Genomic DNA, 16,395 nt, shown 5'->3' on the forward strand with positions numbered 1-16,395 from the left:
CACCGCCTCGCTTTCCCCGCCGGACCCGACCGGCTGCCGCCCATGACCGCCTCCGCCCCCCAGTTCCGCGACCTGCTGCAGGTGCGTCCCTTCATCCGCTTCTGGGCCGCGCGCCTGTTCGGCACCGCCGGCCAGCAGATGCTGATGGTGGCGGTCGGCTGGCAGATGTACGACCTGACCGGCAGCGCCTGGGACCTGGGCCTGGTCGGGCTCTACCAGTTCGCGCCGGCGCTGCTGCTGACGCTGGTGGCGGGCCACGTGGCCGACCGGCTGCACCGCGGGCGGATCGTCGCGGCCTGCTTCTTCACCCAGGCGGCGGTGGCGCTGACGTTGGTGCTGGCGACGGAAGGCCACTGGGTCGGCCGCACGCTGCTGCTGGCGCTGTCGGTAGTGCTCGGCATGGTGCGGGCGTTCCAGATGCCCGCGCAGCAGGCACTCACGCCGACGCTGGTGCCGCCGCTGATGCTGCCGCGCGCGATGGCCTTCGCCTCGGCCGGCTCGCAGGCCGCGATCATCGGCGGGCCGGCGCTCGGCGGGCTGATCTTCGTGGCCGGCGCGAGTGCGGTCTACGGCACCTGCGTGGCGCTGTTCGCCACCGGCTCGCTGCTGGTGGCGCGGCTCGGCTACGCGCACGTCGCCGCGCCGCGCGCGCCGGTGTCGATGCAGACGCTGCTGGCCGGCGTGCGCTTCATCTGGCAACGTAAGCCGGTGCTCGGCGCGGTGTCGCTCGACCTGTTCGCGGTGCTGCTCGGCGGCGCGGTGGCGCTGCTGCCGATCTACGCCAAGGACATCCTCCACACCGGCCCCTGGGGGCTGGGCATGCTGCGCGCCGCGCCGGCGGTCGGCGCGCTGGTGATGTCGGTGGTGCTGACGCGCTGGCCGCTGGAGCGCCACGTCGGCGCCCGCATGTTGGCCGCCGTCGGTGTGTTCGGCATGGCAACGCTGGTGTTCGGCCTGTCGCAGAACCTGTGGCTGTCGCTGCTGGCGCTGGCGGTTTCGGGCGGCGCCGACATGGTAAGCGTCGTGGTGCGGCAGACGCTGGTGCAGTTGGAAACGCCCGACGAGATGCGCGGCCGGGTCAGCGCGGTGAATTCTGTGTTCATCGGCGCGAGCAATCAGCTCGGCGAATTCGAGTCCGGCGCGACGGCGGCGCTGCTCGGACCGGTCGGCTCGGTGGTGCTGGGCGGCGTCGGCACCATGGCGGTCGCGCTGCTGTGGTTCCGGCTGTTCCCGGGGCTGGCCCGACGCGACCGGATGCTATCGAAGTCATAGCTGGTAACGCAGGCGCCGCCTGCGCTGGAGCCTGATTTACTTCCGAAATCGCTAACGCAGGGCCGCCAGTGCCCACTGCGCGCTGCGCAGGCCCGCGAACGTCAGCAGCAGCGATCCGCCGACGTGCAGCAGCGCGGTTGCCAGCGCCAGCCCGTAACGCTGGGCCAGCAGCATGCCGACCACCTCGCCGGAGAAGCTGGAAAAGGTGGTCAGCGTGCCGAGGAAGCCGGTGATCACCAGCAGCCGCCACGCCGGGTCGATGTCCGGCCGGGCGGCGAACACCGCGATCGCCACGCCGATCAGCCAGCCGCCTACGAGGTTCACCGCCAGCGTGCCCCAAGGCAGCAGCCCGCCCGGGTTGAGCCACACTTGGCAGCCCCAGCGCAGCAGGGCGCCGATGCAGGCGGCCAGGCAGATGACGGTGATGTTCAGGAGCATGCGGCGAGTATCTCCGCGCGCCTTTGTCTTCGCATGCTGCCGTGGCGCCTCAGCGCCGGCCGTGGCGCCACATCAGGCGGAAGACGTGGACCGCCTCGACGGCGATGCCCACCGCCTCGGCCAGGGCGCGGGCGGCCTGGGCTGCACCTTCGGCGGACGTCGCCTCGACCGACAGCAGCGCGTCGGCCGGCGGGGCCGCCGCGCCGGCGGTGACGGGCGCCGACAGGGTCACGTCGGTTCGCATCAGGGTGCACCGGACCACGTCGTCCTGCTGCGCGGCAGCGGCCAGCCGACCGGCGACATCGACGCCGGCGAGGGCTTCGGGCGGCACGACTACGAGTGCCAGTGCGCCGCCTTCGCCGTCGCCGATCTCCACATCGAGCGTGCCGACGCGCCGCTGCGTACCGCGCATGCGCCCGAAGTTCGCGAGCGACCAGGGTGTCTGGTGCTGGAAGGCGGTGCGGTAGGCGTCGCTGTTGAACACCTCGATGCCGTCGGTGTCGTAGAGCGCCAGGTAGGGCCGCGGGCACCGCGGGTCGACCGCCTTGAAGCGCCGGGCGCTCTGGAAGCCGGGCAGGGCGACGCGTTCCTGCATGTGCTCGCGGTCGTACCAGCGGTTGAAGTCGGCCTCGTGGGCCGGGTCGACGGCGGTCCAGATGCAGAGCCGGGCGCGCGGAGCGGAAGAGGACATGGTCGTGCTTGCGGAAGAAGGGATGCTCAGGGCGGGGGCAGGGCGCCTTCCCTGCCCATGACGGCGTCGGGCAGGAAGGTCACGATCTGCGGGAAGAGCGTGATCAGCGCGATGCACACCACCAGGCAGACGAAGAACGGGATGGCGGCCTTGGCGATCCGGTTGCTGTCCTTGCCGGTCATGTTCTGCAGCACGAACAGGTTGAAGCCGACCGGCGGCGTCACCTCGGCGATTTCCACCAGCAGGATCACGAAGATGCCGAACCAGACCAGGTCGAAGCCGGCCTTCTGGATCATCGGCAGCACCACCGCGCTGGTCAGCACGATCATGCTGATGCCGTCGAGGGCGGTGCCCAGCACCAGGTACACCACCACCAGCACCGAGATCAGCGCGTAAGGCGACAGGTGCATGCTGTCGACCCATTCGGCCAGTTCGCGCGGGATGCCTGTGAACGCCATGGTCTTGGTCAGGAAGGCCGCGCCCGCCAGGATGAACATGATCATGCAGCTGGTGCGGGTGGCGCCCATCACGCCGTCCTTGAAGTTCTGCCAGGTCAGGCTGCGGCCCCAGGCGGCGATGGCCAGCGAGCCCAGCACGCCGAAGGCCGCGCATTCGGTGGCGGTGGCCCAGCCGGCCACCAGCACCCAGACGATGAAGACGATCAGCAGCGCGCAGGGAATCAGGTTGCCCGAGGCCTTGAGCTTCTGCAGGAAGCTGCTGGGCGGATCGGCCGGCGGCACCCGGTCGGGGTGGCGGTGGCTCCACCAGCCGATGTAGCCCGCGAACAGCACCATCAGCAGCAGGCTGGGCAGGAAGCCGGCCAGGAAGATGCGGATGATCGACGCATCGGCCGCCACCGCGTAGACCACCATCGTGATCGAGGGCGGGATCAGGATGCCCAGCGTGCCGGCGGTGGCCAGCGAGCCGATCGCCAGATTCTCGTCGTAGCCGCGTTTATTCAGTTCGGGCAATGCCACCTTGGCGATGGTGGCGCAGGTGGCGGCCGACGAGCCCGAGACCGATCCGAACACGCCGCAGCCGAGCACGGTGGTGTGCATCAGCCGGCCGGGCACCCGGTTGAGCCAGGGGCGCAGGCCCTCGAACATCTCCTCGCTGAGCTTGGTGCGGAACAGGATCTCGCCCATCCAGATGAAGAGCGGCAGCGCAGCCAGCTCCCAGGAGGCATTGCTTTCCCAGAAGGCCGAGAACAGATTCTTGCCGGGCAGGGTGTTGGTGAAGAACGCCTGGCCGATCCAGCCGACGATCGCCAGCGTCATCGCGATCCAGACGCCGCCGGCCAGCAGCACCAGCATGATGCCGAGCAGCATGCCGCCCATGAGCAGGGTGTCAGACATGAAGGAAATCCGGGAGCACCCGGCCTCGGAAACCGAAAGAAGGAGGAGAGGAAAGCGAAGGGCCCCGTGCCGGCGGTGAGCCGTACGCGGCGCTGCAGGGATGCGCGGTGGCCATCACACCTCGGACGAGAAGTCGCCCGCGGCGTGGCGCGCTTCCACCGCGCGCTGGTAGCCCGGCTTGCTGCCCTGCAGCACCGTGACCAGTTCGTCGAGCACTGCCAGCATCAGCAGCCAGCAACCAACCACGAAGGTCGACTGCGGAATCCAGATCGGGATCGCGACCAGGCCGGTCGCCACCTCGGCGAATTCGTAGCTTTCCCAGGTGAAGGCGGTGGCCCAATACGTCAGGTAGCCGACCGCCACGGTGGCGATGGCGAGGCATACCGCGTCCATCCAGCGGCGCACACGCGGCGGCACCCACTCCAGCACCAGCGTCACCCGCACGAAGTCGCCGTGCCGGAACGCATGTGCCATCGCCAGGAACGCGGCGGCGGCGCAGAGCCAGGCCACCACGTCGTTGATGCCGCTCACCCGCAGGTTCACCTGCCGGCCCACGCCCGCGACGATCATCAGCAGAAAGATGGCGACCACGCAGGCCGCACCCAGGGCACCGGCTGCATCGAACAGCCGCGACAGCGCCCGCCGCAGCGGGCCGGGCGCAGGTTCCGCGGCAGGCGCCGCGCCGGCCGCCGGGACGGCAGCGGCCGGGGGCCGGACGGCGCTCATGGCTTGCGGTAGGCGTCTAGGATGGCCGCGCCGTCGGCACCGGCGGCCTTGAGCCAGTCGGCCTGCATGATGCTGCCCACCTGTCGCATGTCGGCGTCGAGCTTGGGCGAGGGCTTCATGATCTTCATGCCACGATCGGTCAGCAGGCGCTTGTACTCGTCGTTCTTGGCCTCGGCGACTTTCCAGCCGCGGGCTTCCGCATCGGCGGCGGCCTTGGTGACCGCGGCCTGGGTGGCGGGGTCGAGCGCATTGAAGCTCTTCATGTTGACCAGCACCGCGTTCTTCGGGATCCAGGCCTGGGTGTCGTAGAAGTTCTTGATGCTCTCGTAGGTCTTGGTGTCGTAGCCGGTCGAGCCCGAGGTCATGAAGGCTTCGATCACGCCGGTCGCCATGGCGGCGCTCAGTTCGGCCTGCTGGATCTGCACCGGCTGCGCGCCGACCAGTTCGGCGATCTTGGCGGTGGCGGGGCTGTATGCGCGCCATTTGATTCCGCGCAGGTCGGCGACCGAAGACACTTCGCGCTTGCTGTAGATGCCCTGCGGCGCCCAGGGCACCGAGAACAGGATCTTCATGCCCTGGGCGGCCAGCAGCTTGTCGGTCGCGGGCTTCGACACGTCGTAGAGCTTGCGCGATTGGGCATAGGTGGTGGCCAGGAAGGGCACGCCGTCGAGGGCGTAGATCGGGTTCTCGTTGGCGAAATTGGCCAGCAGGATCTCGCCCGCCTGCGCCTGGCCGCTCTGCACCGCACGCTTGATCTCGGGTGCCTTGAACAGCGAGGCGTTGGCGTGCACCGTGACCTTGAGCTTGCCGCCGGTGGCCGCTTCCACATCCTTGGCGAACTGGGCGATGTTCTCGGTGTGGTAGTTGGTGGCCGGGTAGGCGGTGGGCAGGTCCCACTTGGTCTGAGCCATGGCAGTGCCTGCGCACAGACTCAGGGACGCGATCAGCATCGAAACGGTGCGGCGGCGCATGAATGAACTCCAGGGTTGGGAAAGCGACGGGGACAAAGGCGCGGAACGGGGCGATTCCATCACGAAAAGGGGGTGTTTTAGTGTCATGGTATTCCCTCGATGCCGATAATTTGTCGATGAATTGACATCGTGCTGCGTACAATTCGGCAACATGCAATATCGGTGCCAGACGCACCGCCCTCGGCCCTCTTCCTGGAGCAACCATGGCCCGTCAGCCCTTCGCCCCTGCGGCGCCCGCCCTGCCCGCCGACGACGGGGCCGGGACGCCGCCGGCGCCCCGCAGGAAGAACACACAGCCCATCGTGTCGTCGGCGCACCTGGTGTCCGCGCAGAGCGCCGAGATGAGCGAGTTCGAATTCGGCCTGGTGATCGCCGGCAATGCGTTTCATCGCTGGATCGTCCACTGCATGAGCGGTGCGGGCCTGCGCGACCTGACGCCGCTCGACGTGCTGGTGCTGCACCACGTCACGCACCGGGCGCGCGACAAGCGGCTCTCCGACATCTGCTTCATCATGAATGTCGAGGACACGCACCTGATCAACTACTCGCTCAAGAAGCTGCAGAACCTGGGCGTGGTGGCGTCGAGCAAGAACGGCAAGGAAGTGACCTATGCCTGCACCGAGGCCGGCATGGCCTACGTGGCGCGCTACCGCGAACTGCGCGAGTCCTGCCTGATCGACGCCCTGCACGCCGACGACGCGCTCAACCGCGACATCGGCGAACTCGCACGGCTCCTGCGCGTGCTGTCGGGCCTCTACGACCAGGCCGCCCGCTCCGCCGCCTCCCTCTGAACACCTTGACCTGCCGCACGCCCATGAAACGCACCGCTTCCCCCGTCATCCGCTCCGACCGCTGGCAGTTCTGGATCGACCGAGGCGGCACCTTCACCGACGTGGTGGGCAAGAAGCCCGACGGCACCCTGGTGACCTACAAGCTGCTGTCGGAGAACCCCGAGCAGTACCCCGATGCCGCGGTGGCGGGCATCCGCCACCTGCTCGGCCTGGCGCCCGGCGCCCCGGTCACCCCCGACCTCGTCGACTGCGTGAAGATGGGTACGACCGTCGCTACCAACGCGTTGCTGGAGCGCAAAGGGGAGCCCACCCTGCTAGTGACTACCCGCGGCTTCCGCGATGCGCTGCGCATCGCCTACCAGAACCGCCCCCGGCTCTTCGACCGGCGCATCGTGCTACCCGAACTGCTGTATGCCGCCGTGGTGGAGGCGGACGAACGGGTCGGCGCCCATGGCGACGTGCTGTGCCCGCTCGACGAAGCGCAGCTGCGCCGGGCCCTGAAATCGCATTTCGCGCGCGGCCTGCGCAGCGTCGCCATCGTCTTCATGCACGGCTACCGCTACACCGCCCACGAGACGGCCGCCGCCCGCATTGCCCGCGAGGTCGGCTTCCCGCAGGTCAGCACCTCGCACGCCACCAGCCCGATGATGAAGTTCGTCAGCCGCGGCGACACCACCGTGGTCGATGCCTACCTGTCGCCGATCCTGCGTCGCTATGTCGAGCAGGTCGCGGGCGAGATGCCGGGCGTGAAGCTGTTCTTCATGCAGTCGTCCGGCGGGCTGACCGACGCGCGGCGCTTCCAGGGCAAGGACGCGATCCTGTCGGGCCCGGCCGGCGGCATCGTCGGCATGGCGCGCACCGCGGGACTGGCCGGGCACGACGACGTGATCGGCTTCGACATGGGTGGTACCTCGACCGACGTGAGCCACTTCCGCGGCGGCCTGGCCGGCGAATTCGAGCGCGAGTTCGAGACGCAGGTGGCCGGGGTGCGCATGCGCGCACCGATGATGAGCATCCACACCGTCGCGGCCGGCGGCGGCTCGGTCCTCAGCTACGACGGCGCGCGGTTCCGGGTCGGCCCCGAGAGCGCAGGCGCCAATCCGGGCCCGGCCAGCTACCGCCGCGGCGGGCCGCTCGCGGTGACCGATGCGAACGTGATGCTCGGCAAGGTGCAGCCGCGCTTCTTCCCGAAGGTGTTCGGCCCGGCGGCCGACGAGTCGCTGGACGCCGACGTGGTGCGCACGCGCTTCGAGGCGCTGGCCGCGCAGACCGGCCGCACGGCGGAGGACGTGGCCGAGGGCTTCATCCAGATCGCGGTGCAGCAGATGGCCAACGCGGTGAAGAAGATCTCGGTCGCGCGCGGCTACGACATCACCCGCTACACGCTGCAGTGCTTCGGCGGTGCCGGCGGCCAGCATGCCTGCCTGGTGGCTGATGCGCTCGGCATGACCCGCGTGTTCGCGCATCCGTTCGGCGGCGTGCTCAGTGCCTACGGCATGGGCCTGGCCGACCAGAGCGTGATGCGCGAGCAGGCGGTCGAGCGGCCGCTCGACGCCGATGCGCTGCCCGCGATCTTCGAGAAGCTCGATGCCCTGGTGCGCGATGCCGAGGCCGAACTGCTGCGGCAGGAGGTGAGCAACGGCAGCATCCGGACCCGGCGGCGGGTGCATATCCGTTACGAGGGCAGCGACGCTGCGCTGGTGGTGCCTTACGGCCTGCCGGCCCGCACCGGCGCGGCCGACGCCTTGCAGGCCCTGCAGGACGGCTTCGAGGCCGCCTACCGCCAGCGCTTCGCCTTCCTGATGCAGGGCAAGGGTCTGGTGGTGGAGGCGGTGTCGGTGGAGGCGGTCGTCGCGGGCGACGCACCGGCCGAGCGGCGCCATGCGGTGCATCCGGTACGCGAGGTGCCGCGCCGCGAGACGGTGCGCATGTACTCCGGCGGCGCCTGGCACGACGCCGCGCTGGTGGTGCGCGAGGACATGCGCCCCGGCGACGTGCTCGCTGGGCCGGCGATCATCGCCGAGAAGAACGCCACCACCATCGTCGAACCCGGCTGGGCGGCCGCGCTCACCGAACTGGACCATCTGGTGCTCGACCGCCGTGAGGCGCGCGCGCAGGTGTTCGCCGCCGGCACGACCGCCGACCCGGTGCTGCTGGAGGTGTTCAACAACCTCTTCATGAACATCGCCGAGCAGATGGGCCTGCAGCTGCAGAACACTGCCTATTCGGTGACGATCAAGGAGCGGCTGGACTTCAGCTGCGCGCTGTTCGACGGCGAGGGCAACCTGATCGCCAACGCGCCGCACATGCCGGTGCACTTGGGCTCGATGGGCGAGAGCATCAAGACGGTGATCCGCGAGAACGCCGGCACCATGCGGCCGGGCGACGTCTACGCGCTCAACGACCCGTACCACGGCGGCACCCACCTGCCGGACGTCACTGTCATCACGCCGGTCTACCTGGAGGACGCCGACGCGTCCGATGCCCGGCCGCTCTTCTACGTCGGCTCGCGCGGCCACCATTCGGACATCGGAGGCACCACGCCGGGCTCGATGCCGCCGTTCTCCACCCGCATCGAGGAGGAGGGCGTGCAGATCGATAACGTCAAGCTGGTCGAAGGCGGCGTGCTGCGCGAGGCCGAGATCCTCGACCTGCTGCGCAGCGGCACCTACCCGAGCCGCAACCCGGAGCAGAACCTCGCCGACCTGAAGGCCCAGATCGCCGCCAACGAGAAGGGCGTGCAGGAGCTGCGCCGCATGGCCGCGCACTTCGGCCTCGACGTGGTACGGGCCTACATGGGCCATGTGCAGGACAACGCCGAGGAAGCGGTCCGCCGGGCGATCGCCCGCATCGCCGCCCACACCCAGGGCGGCAGCTTCACCCTGCCGCTCGACAACGGTGCGCAGATCCAGGTCGCGATCCGGATGGATGCAGCGAGCCGCAGCGGCGTGGTCGATTTCACCGGCACCTCGGCGCAGCAGGTCAACAACTTCAACGCGCCGACGGCGGTCTGCATGGCGGCGGTGCTGTACGTGTTCCGCACGCTGGTGGACGATGACATTCCGCTGAACGCCGGCTGCCTGAAGCCGCTGCAGGTGATCATTCCGCCCGGCTCGATGCTGAATCCGAACCCACCCGCGTCGGTGGTGGCGGGCAACGTGGAGACGTCGAGCTGCATCACCAACGCGCTCTACGGTGCGCTGGGTATCCTGGCGTCGAGCCAGTGCACGATGAACAACTTCACCTTCGGCAGCGACCGCCACCAGTACTACGAGACGATCTCGGGCGGCAGCGGGGCCGGTGCGCTGTTCGATGCCGACGGCCGCGAGGTCGGCGGCTTCGACGGGACGAGCGTGGTGCAGACCCACATGACCAATTCGCGCATGACCGATCCGGAGGTGCTGGAATTCCGCTTCCCGGTCCGGCTGGACGAGTACGCGCTGCGCACCGGCTCGGGTGGCCGAGGCCGCTGGACCGGCGGCGACGGCGGCGTGCGCCGCATCCGGTTCCTGGAGGCGATGACCGCCAGCATCCTGTCGAACGGCCGGCTGCACGGCGCGTTCGGCGCGGCCGGCGGCGAGGCGGGGCAGATCGGCATCAACCGGGTGGTGCGGGTCGACGGCAGCGTCGAAACGCTCGGCCACATCGGGCAGGTGGCGATGCAGCCGGGCGATGTGTTCGAGGTCCACACGCCGGGCGGCGGCGGCTACGGCGCGGCGACGGCCGGGCAGGTCACCGGTTCATGAAGGAAATCGGGCTCCAGCGCCCGCTGTGCCTGCGCAAGCAGCTATCGAAAACGTAGCGTACGCTATTCGCCGGCGCCGAGGCTGGGCGGGACTTTCGGGTCCTTCGCCAGCCGCCGGCGGAACAGCGTCGCCCGCATCAGGAACAGGGTGGTGACCGGAATCGTCATCGCCAGGAACAGCGGCACCAGCAGCGAATGCACCACCAGCGTCTTTTCGTAGAACGAAAAGTACAGCACGGTGGCGATCGCCAGCGCCCACGCGCCCATCGTCGCGCCGAGCGTGGTGGCATGCACCCGCTGGAAGAAGGTCGGCATGCGCACCATGCCGCTGGAGCCGATCAGCGCCAGCACCGCGCCGAGCAGCACCAGCACGCCGGTCGCCACCTGCACCCACACGGGCACGTCGCTGTAGCTCATTCGATCACCTCCCCGCGCAGCAGGAACTTGGCAAGCGCGGTCGAGCTGACGAAGCCGAACACGCCGATCAGAAGCGCCGCCTCGAAGTACGCGCCGCCGCCGTAGCGGATGCCCAGCACCAGCATGGCGAGCAGGGCGTTGATGTAGAGGCAGTCGAGCGCCAGGATGCGGTCCTGCGCCGACGGCCCGAGCAGCAGCCGGACCACGCAGCAGCCCATCGCCGCCACCAGGCAGAACATCGCAATCCAGAGCGCGGCCACGAGGAACAGGCTCATTCGAAGATCTCCATCAGCGGACGTTCGTAGCGCTGCTTGATGTCGGCGACCAGCCGCTCGCGGTCGCTGGCGTCGAACACGTGCAGCAGCAGCACGCTGCGGTCGGCGGCCAGTTCGGCGAAGGCGGTGCCCGGCACGGCGCAGACGATGACCGCGAGCACCGCCAGGCCGTTCGGGTCGCGCAGGTCCAGCGGCACCGGCACGAAGTCCGAGGGAATGTCGGACGCGCGGCGGGTCAGCAGCAGCCGCGCAACCCGCAGGTTCGACGATGCCGCATCGGCGAGGATGTGCAGCGCGAGTTTCAGCATGGTGCCCGGACGGCGCATCCGCACCGGCGCCGGGCGCAGCGAGGCGGTGAGCAGCGGCCCGGCGATCGCGATGGCGAGGGCGCCGAGCAGCGTGATCGGCGCGAGCGACTGCTCCAGCAGCAGCCAGAGCACGAACAGCGCCAGCGACAGGATCGGCGAGGGCAGGATGCGGCGGATCATGGCGTGGTCGCCTCCCGGCGTTCGGCGGCGCGCGCCGGATCGTCGTTGCCTTCCTGCGGGCCGGTGTCGGGTGGCCGGGGGCTGGTGGACGACGGCGACGGCACCGGCCGTTCGCCGAGCACCGCCCGGATGTAGCCCTGCGGCTGGTGCAGCGCGGTGGCCGTCGCCTGCGCATAGCCGAGCACCGCGCCGCCGAAAACCGTCAGCAGCACGCAGCCGGCCAGCAGGGCTGCGATCGGCAGGCATTCGACCCAGCGCAGCGTCGGCACCGAGCGCACCTGGGCCGACCAGAAATGCCGGATGCCGACCCTGCCGAAAGCGAGCAGCCCGGCGAGGCCGGAGGCGATCAGCAGCGCCAGCAGCGTCCACTGCGGCGCGCCGGGGGTGTTGGACACCCCGGGCAGCCCTGCGACGTCGGTGATGCCGCGGTCCATGCCCAGCGGGTTGAGCAGCCCCGACAGCAGCGCGAACTTGGCGGTGAAGCCCGAGAGCGGCGGCAGGCCGGCGATCACCAGCGCGCAGCCGCCGAACGCGAGGCCGAGGAATACGGCCGCTGCCGGGATGGTGCGGCCGGTCGGCTGGATGTCGTCGCGCTCGTCGAGGTCGATGCCGTGGATCGGCTCCAGGTCGGCCGCGAGGAAGGGTGCGTCGCCCGCCCGGTCGTGCGGCGCGGAGATCGCGCCGCCGTTGCGCCAGCGCTCGACCAGGTCGCCCAGCATCAGGAACGCGCTGGCAGCCAGTGTCGAGCTGACCAGGTAGTAGAGCGCGCCGGCCGTCACCGTCGGCTGGCCGAAGCCCAGCGCCGCCAGCACCGTGCCCGACGACACGATCAGCGCATAACCTGCAAGGTTGGCCATGCGCTGCGAAGCCAGCAGCCCCACCGTGCCGAACACCAGCGTCGCCATGCCGGCGCCGACCAGTGCGCTGCCGCCGAAGAAGGCGGATTCGCTGGCGCTGGCCGGGAAGAACAGCGTCCACAGCCGCAGCAGGGCATACAGGCCGACCTTGCTCATGATCGCGAACAGCCCGGCCACCGGCGGCGTCGCGGCGGCATAGCCGCGCACCAGCCAGAAGTTGAGCGGCCAAATCGCCGCCTTGGCGAGGAACGCGATCGCGAGGATCGCCGCACCGGCATGCAGCAGGCCCCGGTCGGCCGCGGCCACCGCGGGAATGCGCCGGGCGATATCCGCCAGGTTCAGCGTGCCGGTCACGCCGTAGATCAGCGCCACGCCGACCAGGAACAGGAACGACGCGCCCAGGTTGATCGCGATGTAGTGCAGGCTGGCCTGCACCCGCGCGCGGCCCGAGCCGTGCAGCAGCAGCCCGTAGGAAGCGGCCAGCAGGATCTCGAAGAACACGAACAGGTTGAACAGGTCGGCGGTCAGGAAGGCGCCGGCCAGGCCTGTCATTTGCAGCTGGAACAGCGGCGGGAAATGCACCCCCGCCCGGTGCCAGCGCGCAGCGGAGAACACCGCCGTCGTCAGTCCCACGACCTGCGCCAGCACCAGCATCAGCGCCGACAGCCGGTCCAGTGCCAGCGCGATGCCGAAGGGCGTGGGCCAGTTGCCGGCCAGGTAGACGCCGGTGGCGCCGCTGCGGTCCACCCGCAGCAGCAGGACCACCGCCACGACGAGGCCGATGGCGGTGGAGGCGATGTTCATCGCGACCTTGGTGCCCGGGCGTTTTTCGCCGGCGACAAGCATTAGTGCCGCGGTCAGGATCGGCAGCAGGATCGGCGCGAGCATCAGGTGCGCGCCCGGCAGGGAGAAGACCGCGTCCGTCATCGGCGGGCGCCTCCGCCGTCGTCGGACACCGGTGCGTCGCCGTCGGTGGGCGCATCGGCCCGGCCGCCGTCGACATGGTCATTGCCGGCCAGTCCGCGCAGCGCCATCGTCACCACCAGAAAGAGGGCTGTCATCGCGAAACCGATCACGATGGCGGTCAGGACCAGCGCCTGCGGCAGCGGGTCGTCGTAGTGGGCGAGCGTCTTGGGCACGTGCTCCAGCAGCACCGGCTCGCGGTCGATGCTGAGCCGGCCCATGCAGAAGATGAACAGGTTGACCGCATAGGACACCAGAGACAGGCCCATCACCACCTGGAACGTGCGCGGCCGCAACATCAGCCAGATACCGGCGGCGGTCAGCACGCCGATGGCGATCGCGAGAACGGCTTCCATCAGCGGGCTCCTTCCTGGACGGGCACGTCGCGCACCGCGTCTTCGGCAGCCGCGGCATGGGCCGCGGCGGCGTCTTCTTCTTCGCGGGCCGCGAAGCGGTGGGACCGCACCGACTGGTGGGCGATGGCGGTCAGCATCAGCAGCGTCGAGCCGACCACCAGCGCGAAGACGCCGATGTCGAAGAACAGGGCGCTGGGCAGGTGCAGTTCGCCGAACACCGGCAGCGTGACATGCGCGGTGTGGGTGGTGAGGAATGGATAACCGAAGACCCACGCGCCGGCGCCGGTCGCGAGGATGACCAGCATGCCGGTCGCGATCCAGCGGCGCGGCCGCAGCTTCAGGTGCGCTTCCACCCACTGCGTGCCGGAGATCATGTATTGCAGCAGCACCGCGATCGACAGGACCAGCCCGGCGACGAAGCCGCCGCCCGGCGCGTTGTGGCCGCGCATGAAGAGGTAGATCGCGACGGTCACCGCCATCGGCAGCAGCAGCCGCACCAGCACCGCCGGCACGGTGAGGTAGCCGACCGCCGTGTCCTTGGCGTGGCGCGGGTTGATCAGGTCGGTGGAGCTGGCCGGCAGGCGCCGCTGCTGCGGCGGCAGCTGCAGCGTCTCTGCCGCCGGGCGGAACCGGCGCAGCAGGGCATAGACGGTGAGGCCGACCACGCCCAGCACCACCACCTCGCCGAAGGTATCGAAGCCGCGGAAGTCCACCAGCATCACATTGACCACGTTGGCTCCGCCGCCTTCGGAGAGCGAACGTTCCAGGAAGAAGCCCGAGATGCTCTGCGGGAACGGCCGGGTCATCACGGTCCAGGCCATTGCGGCCATGCCGCCGCCGGCCAGCACCGCCAGCACCAGGTCGCGGAGGCGGCGCGCGCGGCTGCCGGGGGAGGTGGCGGCCTGCCCGGCGTCGTTGCGGCGCGGCAGCCAGCGCAGGCCCAGCAGGATCAGCACGGTAGTGACGATCTCGACCGTCAGCTGCGTCAGCGCCAGGTCGGGGGCCGAGAACCAGACGAAGGTCAGGCAGCAGCACAGGCCGGCACCGCCCGACAGCGTCAATGCTGCCAGGCGCTGCTGCTTGGCATTCCAGGCAGCGGCTATCGCACAGGCGCAGCCGACCACCCACAGCAGCACGAAGGCGGGCGAGATCGGCAGGTGCTCGCGGTCGCCCGGCGGCGCGCCGTGGCCCCACATCGCCCCGAAGCCGGCCAACACCGCGAGGCCGAACATCCAGCGCAGCTGCGGCTGCAGGCGGCCGGTGTCGAGCAGGTTGCGCGCACCTCGGCCGAACAGCGACACCGCGGCGAGCACCGTGCGGAACGTGCGTTCGCCGTTCAGGCGGCCAGCGCCGGGCGACCGCTCGCCCGCCCGCCGTGCGAGCCAGGGGCGCAGCAGCAGGTACAGCACCACGCCACCGGCCATCGCCACCAGACTCATCGCCAGCGGCAGGTTGAGCCCGTGCCAGACGGCTAGGCTAAATTCGGGCAGTGCGCCGCCGAGCACCGGCTGTGCGCTGACATCGAGCAGCCGGCCGACCGTCTGCTCGGGCACGATGCCGACGATCAGGCAGGTCAGCACCAGCAGTTCGACCGGCAGCCGCATCCAGTGCGGCGGCTCGTGCGGCGTGTGGGGCAGGTCGGTGGCCTGCGGGCCGAAGAACACGTCGCGGGTGAAGCGCAGCGAATAGGCCACGCTGAACAGCCCGGCCAGCGTGGCTGCGACCGGCAGGCCCCATTCCACCGCCGGGATGGACGAGATGTAGGTCGTTTCGGCGAAGAACATTTCCTTCGACAAGAAACCGTTGAGCAGCGGCACGCCCGCCATCGCCGCGCTGGCGACCATCGCCAGCGTCGCGGTGATCGGCATCAGCCGGAACAGGCCCGACAGCCGGCGGATGTCCCGCGTACCGCTTTCGTGGTCGATGATCCCGGCCGCCATGAACAGCGACGCCTTGAAGGTCGCGTGGTTCATGATGTGGAAGACCGCCGCGACCGCCGCCATAGGGCTGTTGAGGCCGAGCAGCAGCGTGATCAGGCCCAGGTGCGAGATCGTCGAATACGCGAGCAGCCCCTTGAGGTCGTTCTGGAACATCGCGACGTAGGCGCCGAGCAGCAGCGTGATCAGTCCCGCACCGCCGACGATCCAGAACCATTCCTCGGTGCCCGCCAGCACCGGCCAGAAGCGCGCCAGCAGGAACACGCCCGCCTTCACCATCGTGGCCGAATGCAGGTAGGCCGACACCGGCGTCGGCGCGGCCATCGCGTGCGGCAGCCAGAACTGGAACGGAAACTGCGCACTCTTGGTGAGGGCGCCCAGTAGTACCAGCAGCAGCATCGGCAGGTAGAGCGGGTGGGCTCGGATCTGCTCGCCCGCAGCCAGCACCACGTCCAGGTCGTAGCTGCCGACGATGTGGGCCAGCACCAGCAGGCCGGCCAGGAGGCAGAGGCCGCCGGTACCGGTCACGGTAAGCGCCATACGCGCGCCGCGCCGCGCATCGCGGCGGTGGTACCAGTAGCCGATCAGCAGGAAGGAGAAGAGGCTGGTGAGCTCCCAGAAGAAGGCCAGCAGGATCAGGTTGCCCGACAGCACCACACCGCCCATCGCCCCCATGAAGGCGAGGAAGAACGAGAAGAAGCGCGGCACCGGATCGGCCGGCGACAGGTAGTAGCGGGCATACAGCGCGACGAGCGCACCGATGCCGAACACCAGCAGGCAGAACATCCAGGCGAAGCCGTCGAGCCGGAGGGCGAACGACAGGCCGACCTCGGGAATCCACGCGACCTCCTGCCGCACCACGTTGCCGCCCGCGATCTGCGGGAAGTACAGCGCCGTCGATATGGCGCAGGCCAGCGCGATCAGGCCGGCCAGCACGGCGCCGCTGTTGCGGGCACGTGCGGGCAGCAGCACCGCCGCCAGGCTGCCTGCGAAGGGCAGCAGAAGCAGGGCGATCAGCGGCATCGTGCGGGCGCCCGGTACGTTGCGGGCCCAGCGTACGAACGGCGATGTCGGGTAGTGAGTCTAGGGGGGAGTGTCACCCCTGGAATATCG

At 69.7% G+C, this 16,395-nt stretch carries 14 protein-coding genes; 3 read left to right on the forward strand and 11 right to left on the reverse strand.

Annotated features, from left to right (window positions below; all coding sequences use genetic code 11):
• The first annotated feature begins 42 nt into the window (after window positions 1-42).
• Complete coding sequence (locus QZ500_RS15375) at window positions 43-1,272, forward strand: MFS transporter (RefSeq protein ID WP_295856281.1); 1,230 nt, start codon at window positions 43-45, stop codon at window positions 1,270-1,272.
• A gap of 51 nt (window positions 1,273-1,323) precedes the next feature.
• Here the strand turns inward: QZ500_RS15375 and crcB are convergent, their stop codons facing one another.
• From crcB to QZ500_RS15400, 5 genes are all read right to left on the reverse strand, one after another.
• The gene (crcB, locus tag QZ500_RS15380; RefSeq protein ID WP_295856282.1) at window positions 1,324-1,710 is read right to left on the reverse strand and encodes a fluoride efflux transporter CrcB; all 387 of its coding nucleotides are present in this window, start codon (window positions 1,708-1,710) and stop codon (window positions 1,324-1,326) included.
• Window positions 1,711-1,759: 49 nt separating this feature from the next.
• Window positions 1,760-2,401: a DUF4286 family protein gene (locus tag QZ500_RS15385; RefSeq protein WP_295856283.1), complete on the reverse strand. Its 642-nt coding sequence runs from the start codon at window positions 2,399-2,401 to the stop codon at window positions 1,760-1,762.
• 26 nt (window positions 2,402-2,427) lie between these two features.
• Complete coding sequence (locus tag QZ500_RS15390; protein ID WP_295856284.1) at window positions 2,428-3,756, reverse strand: TRAP transporter large permease subunit; 1,329 nt, start codon at window positions 3,754-3,756, stop codon at window positions 2,428-2,430.
• 114 nt (window positions 3,757-3,870) lie between these two features.
• A complete protein-coding gene (locus tag QZ500_RS15395; RefSeq protein WP_295856393.1) occupies window positions 3,871-4,404 on the reverse strand; it encodes a TRAP transporter small permease in 534 nt (177 codons plus the stop codon).
• 74 nt (window positions 4,405-4,478) lie between these two features.
• On the reverse strand, window positions 4,479-5,453 hold the full coding sequence (locus tag QZ500_RS15400) for a TRAP transporter substrate-binding protein (protein WP_295856285.1): 975 nt from the start codon (window positions 5,451-5,453) through the stop codon (window positions 4,479-4,481).
• Between the two features lie 203 nt (window positions 5,454-5,656).
• Here QZ500_RS15400 and QZ500_RS15405 point away from each other — a divergent pair, with 203 nt between their 5' ends.
• Together QZ500_RS15405 and QZ500_RS15410 are read left to right on the forward strand one after the other, a co-directional pair.
• Entirely contained in the window at window positions 5,657-6,244 is a 588-nt protein-coding gene (locus QZ500_RS15405; protein WP_295856286.1) for a winged helix DNA-binding protein, read from the forward strand.
• Window positions 6,245-6,267: 23 nt separating this feature from the next.
• Window positions 6,268-9,990 carry a hydantoinase B/oxoprolinase family protein gene (locus QZ500_RS15410; RefSeq protein ID WP_295856287.1) on the forward strand — a complete coding sequence of 1,241 codons (3,723 nt, stop codon included), beginning with the start codon at window positions 6,268-6,270 and terminating at the stop codon, window positions 9,988-9,990.
• A 62-nt stretch (window positions 9,991-10,052) separates the two neighbouring features.
• Here QZ500_RS15410 and mnhG read toward each other — a convergent pair whose 3' ends face one another.
• Genes mnhG through QZ500_RS15440 form a run of 6 tightly spaced genes read right to left on the reverse strand, consistent with a single transcriptional unit; the run spans window position 10,053 to window position 16,305 of the window.
• Entirely contained in the window at window positions 10,053-10,406 is a 354-nt protein-coding gene (gene mnhG / locus QZ500_RS15415; protein ID WP_295856288.1) for a monovalent cation/H(+) antiporter subunit G, read from the reverse strand.
• Window positions 10,403-10,681, reverse strand: coding sequence for a K+/H+ antiporter subunit F (locus tag QZ500_RS15420; protein ID WP_295856289.1), 279 nt, complete (start codon window positions 10,679-10,681; stop codon window positions 10,403-10,405). Before QZ500_RS15420 ends, mnhG begins: the two co-directional genes overlap by 4 nt.
• A complete protein-coding gene (locus QZ500_RS15425; protein WP_295856290.1) occupies window positions 10,678-11,169 on the reverse strand; it encodes a Na+/H+ antiporter subunit E in 492 nt (163 codons plus the stop codon). The genes QZ500_RS15420 and QZ500_RS15425 overlap by 4 nt, the downstream gene beginning before the upstream one ends.
• Window positions 11,166-12,953 (reverse strand): monovalent cation/H+ antiporter subunit D, encoded by a 1,788-nt coding sequence (locus QZ500_RS15430; protein ID WP_295856291.1) that lies wholly within the window; start codon window positions 12,951-12,953, stop codon window positions 11,166-11,168. Before QZ500_RS15430 ends, QZ500_RS15425 begins: the two co-directional genes overlap by 4 nt.
• A complete protein-coding gene (locus tag QZ500_RS15435; protein WP_295856292.1) occupies window positions 12,950-13,345 on the reverse strand; it encodes a Na+/H+ antiporter subunit C in 396 nt (131 codons plus the stop codon). Before QZ500_RS15435 ends, QZ500_RS15430 begins: the two co-directional genes overlap by 4 nt.
• On the reverse strand, window positions 13,345-16,305 hold the full coding sequence (locus QZ500_RS15440; protein ID WP_295856293.1) for a monovalent cation/H+ antiporter subunit A: 2,961 nt from the start codon (window positions 16,303-16,305) through the stop codon (window positions 13,345-13,347). Before QZ500_RS15440 ends, QZ500_RS15435 begins: the two co-directional genes overlap by 1 nt.
• Window positions 16,306-16,395: the final 90 nt, after the last annotated feature.

The sequence above is a fragment of the uncultured Xylophilus sp. genome, from assembly GCA_913776965.1.
In the GTDB taxonomy this organism is placed as follows: domain Bacteria; phylum Pseudomonadota; class Gammaproteobacteria; order Burkholderiales; family Burkholderiaceae_C; genus Xylophilus.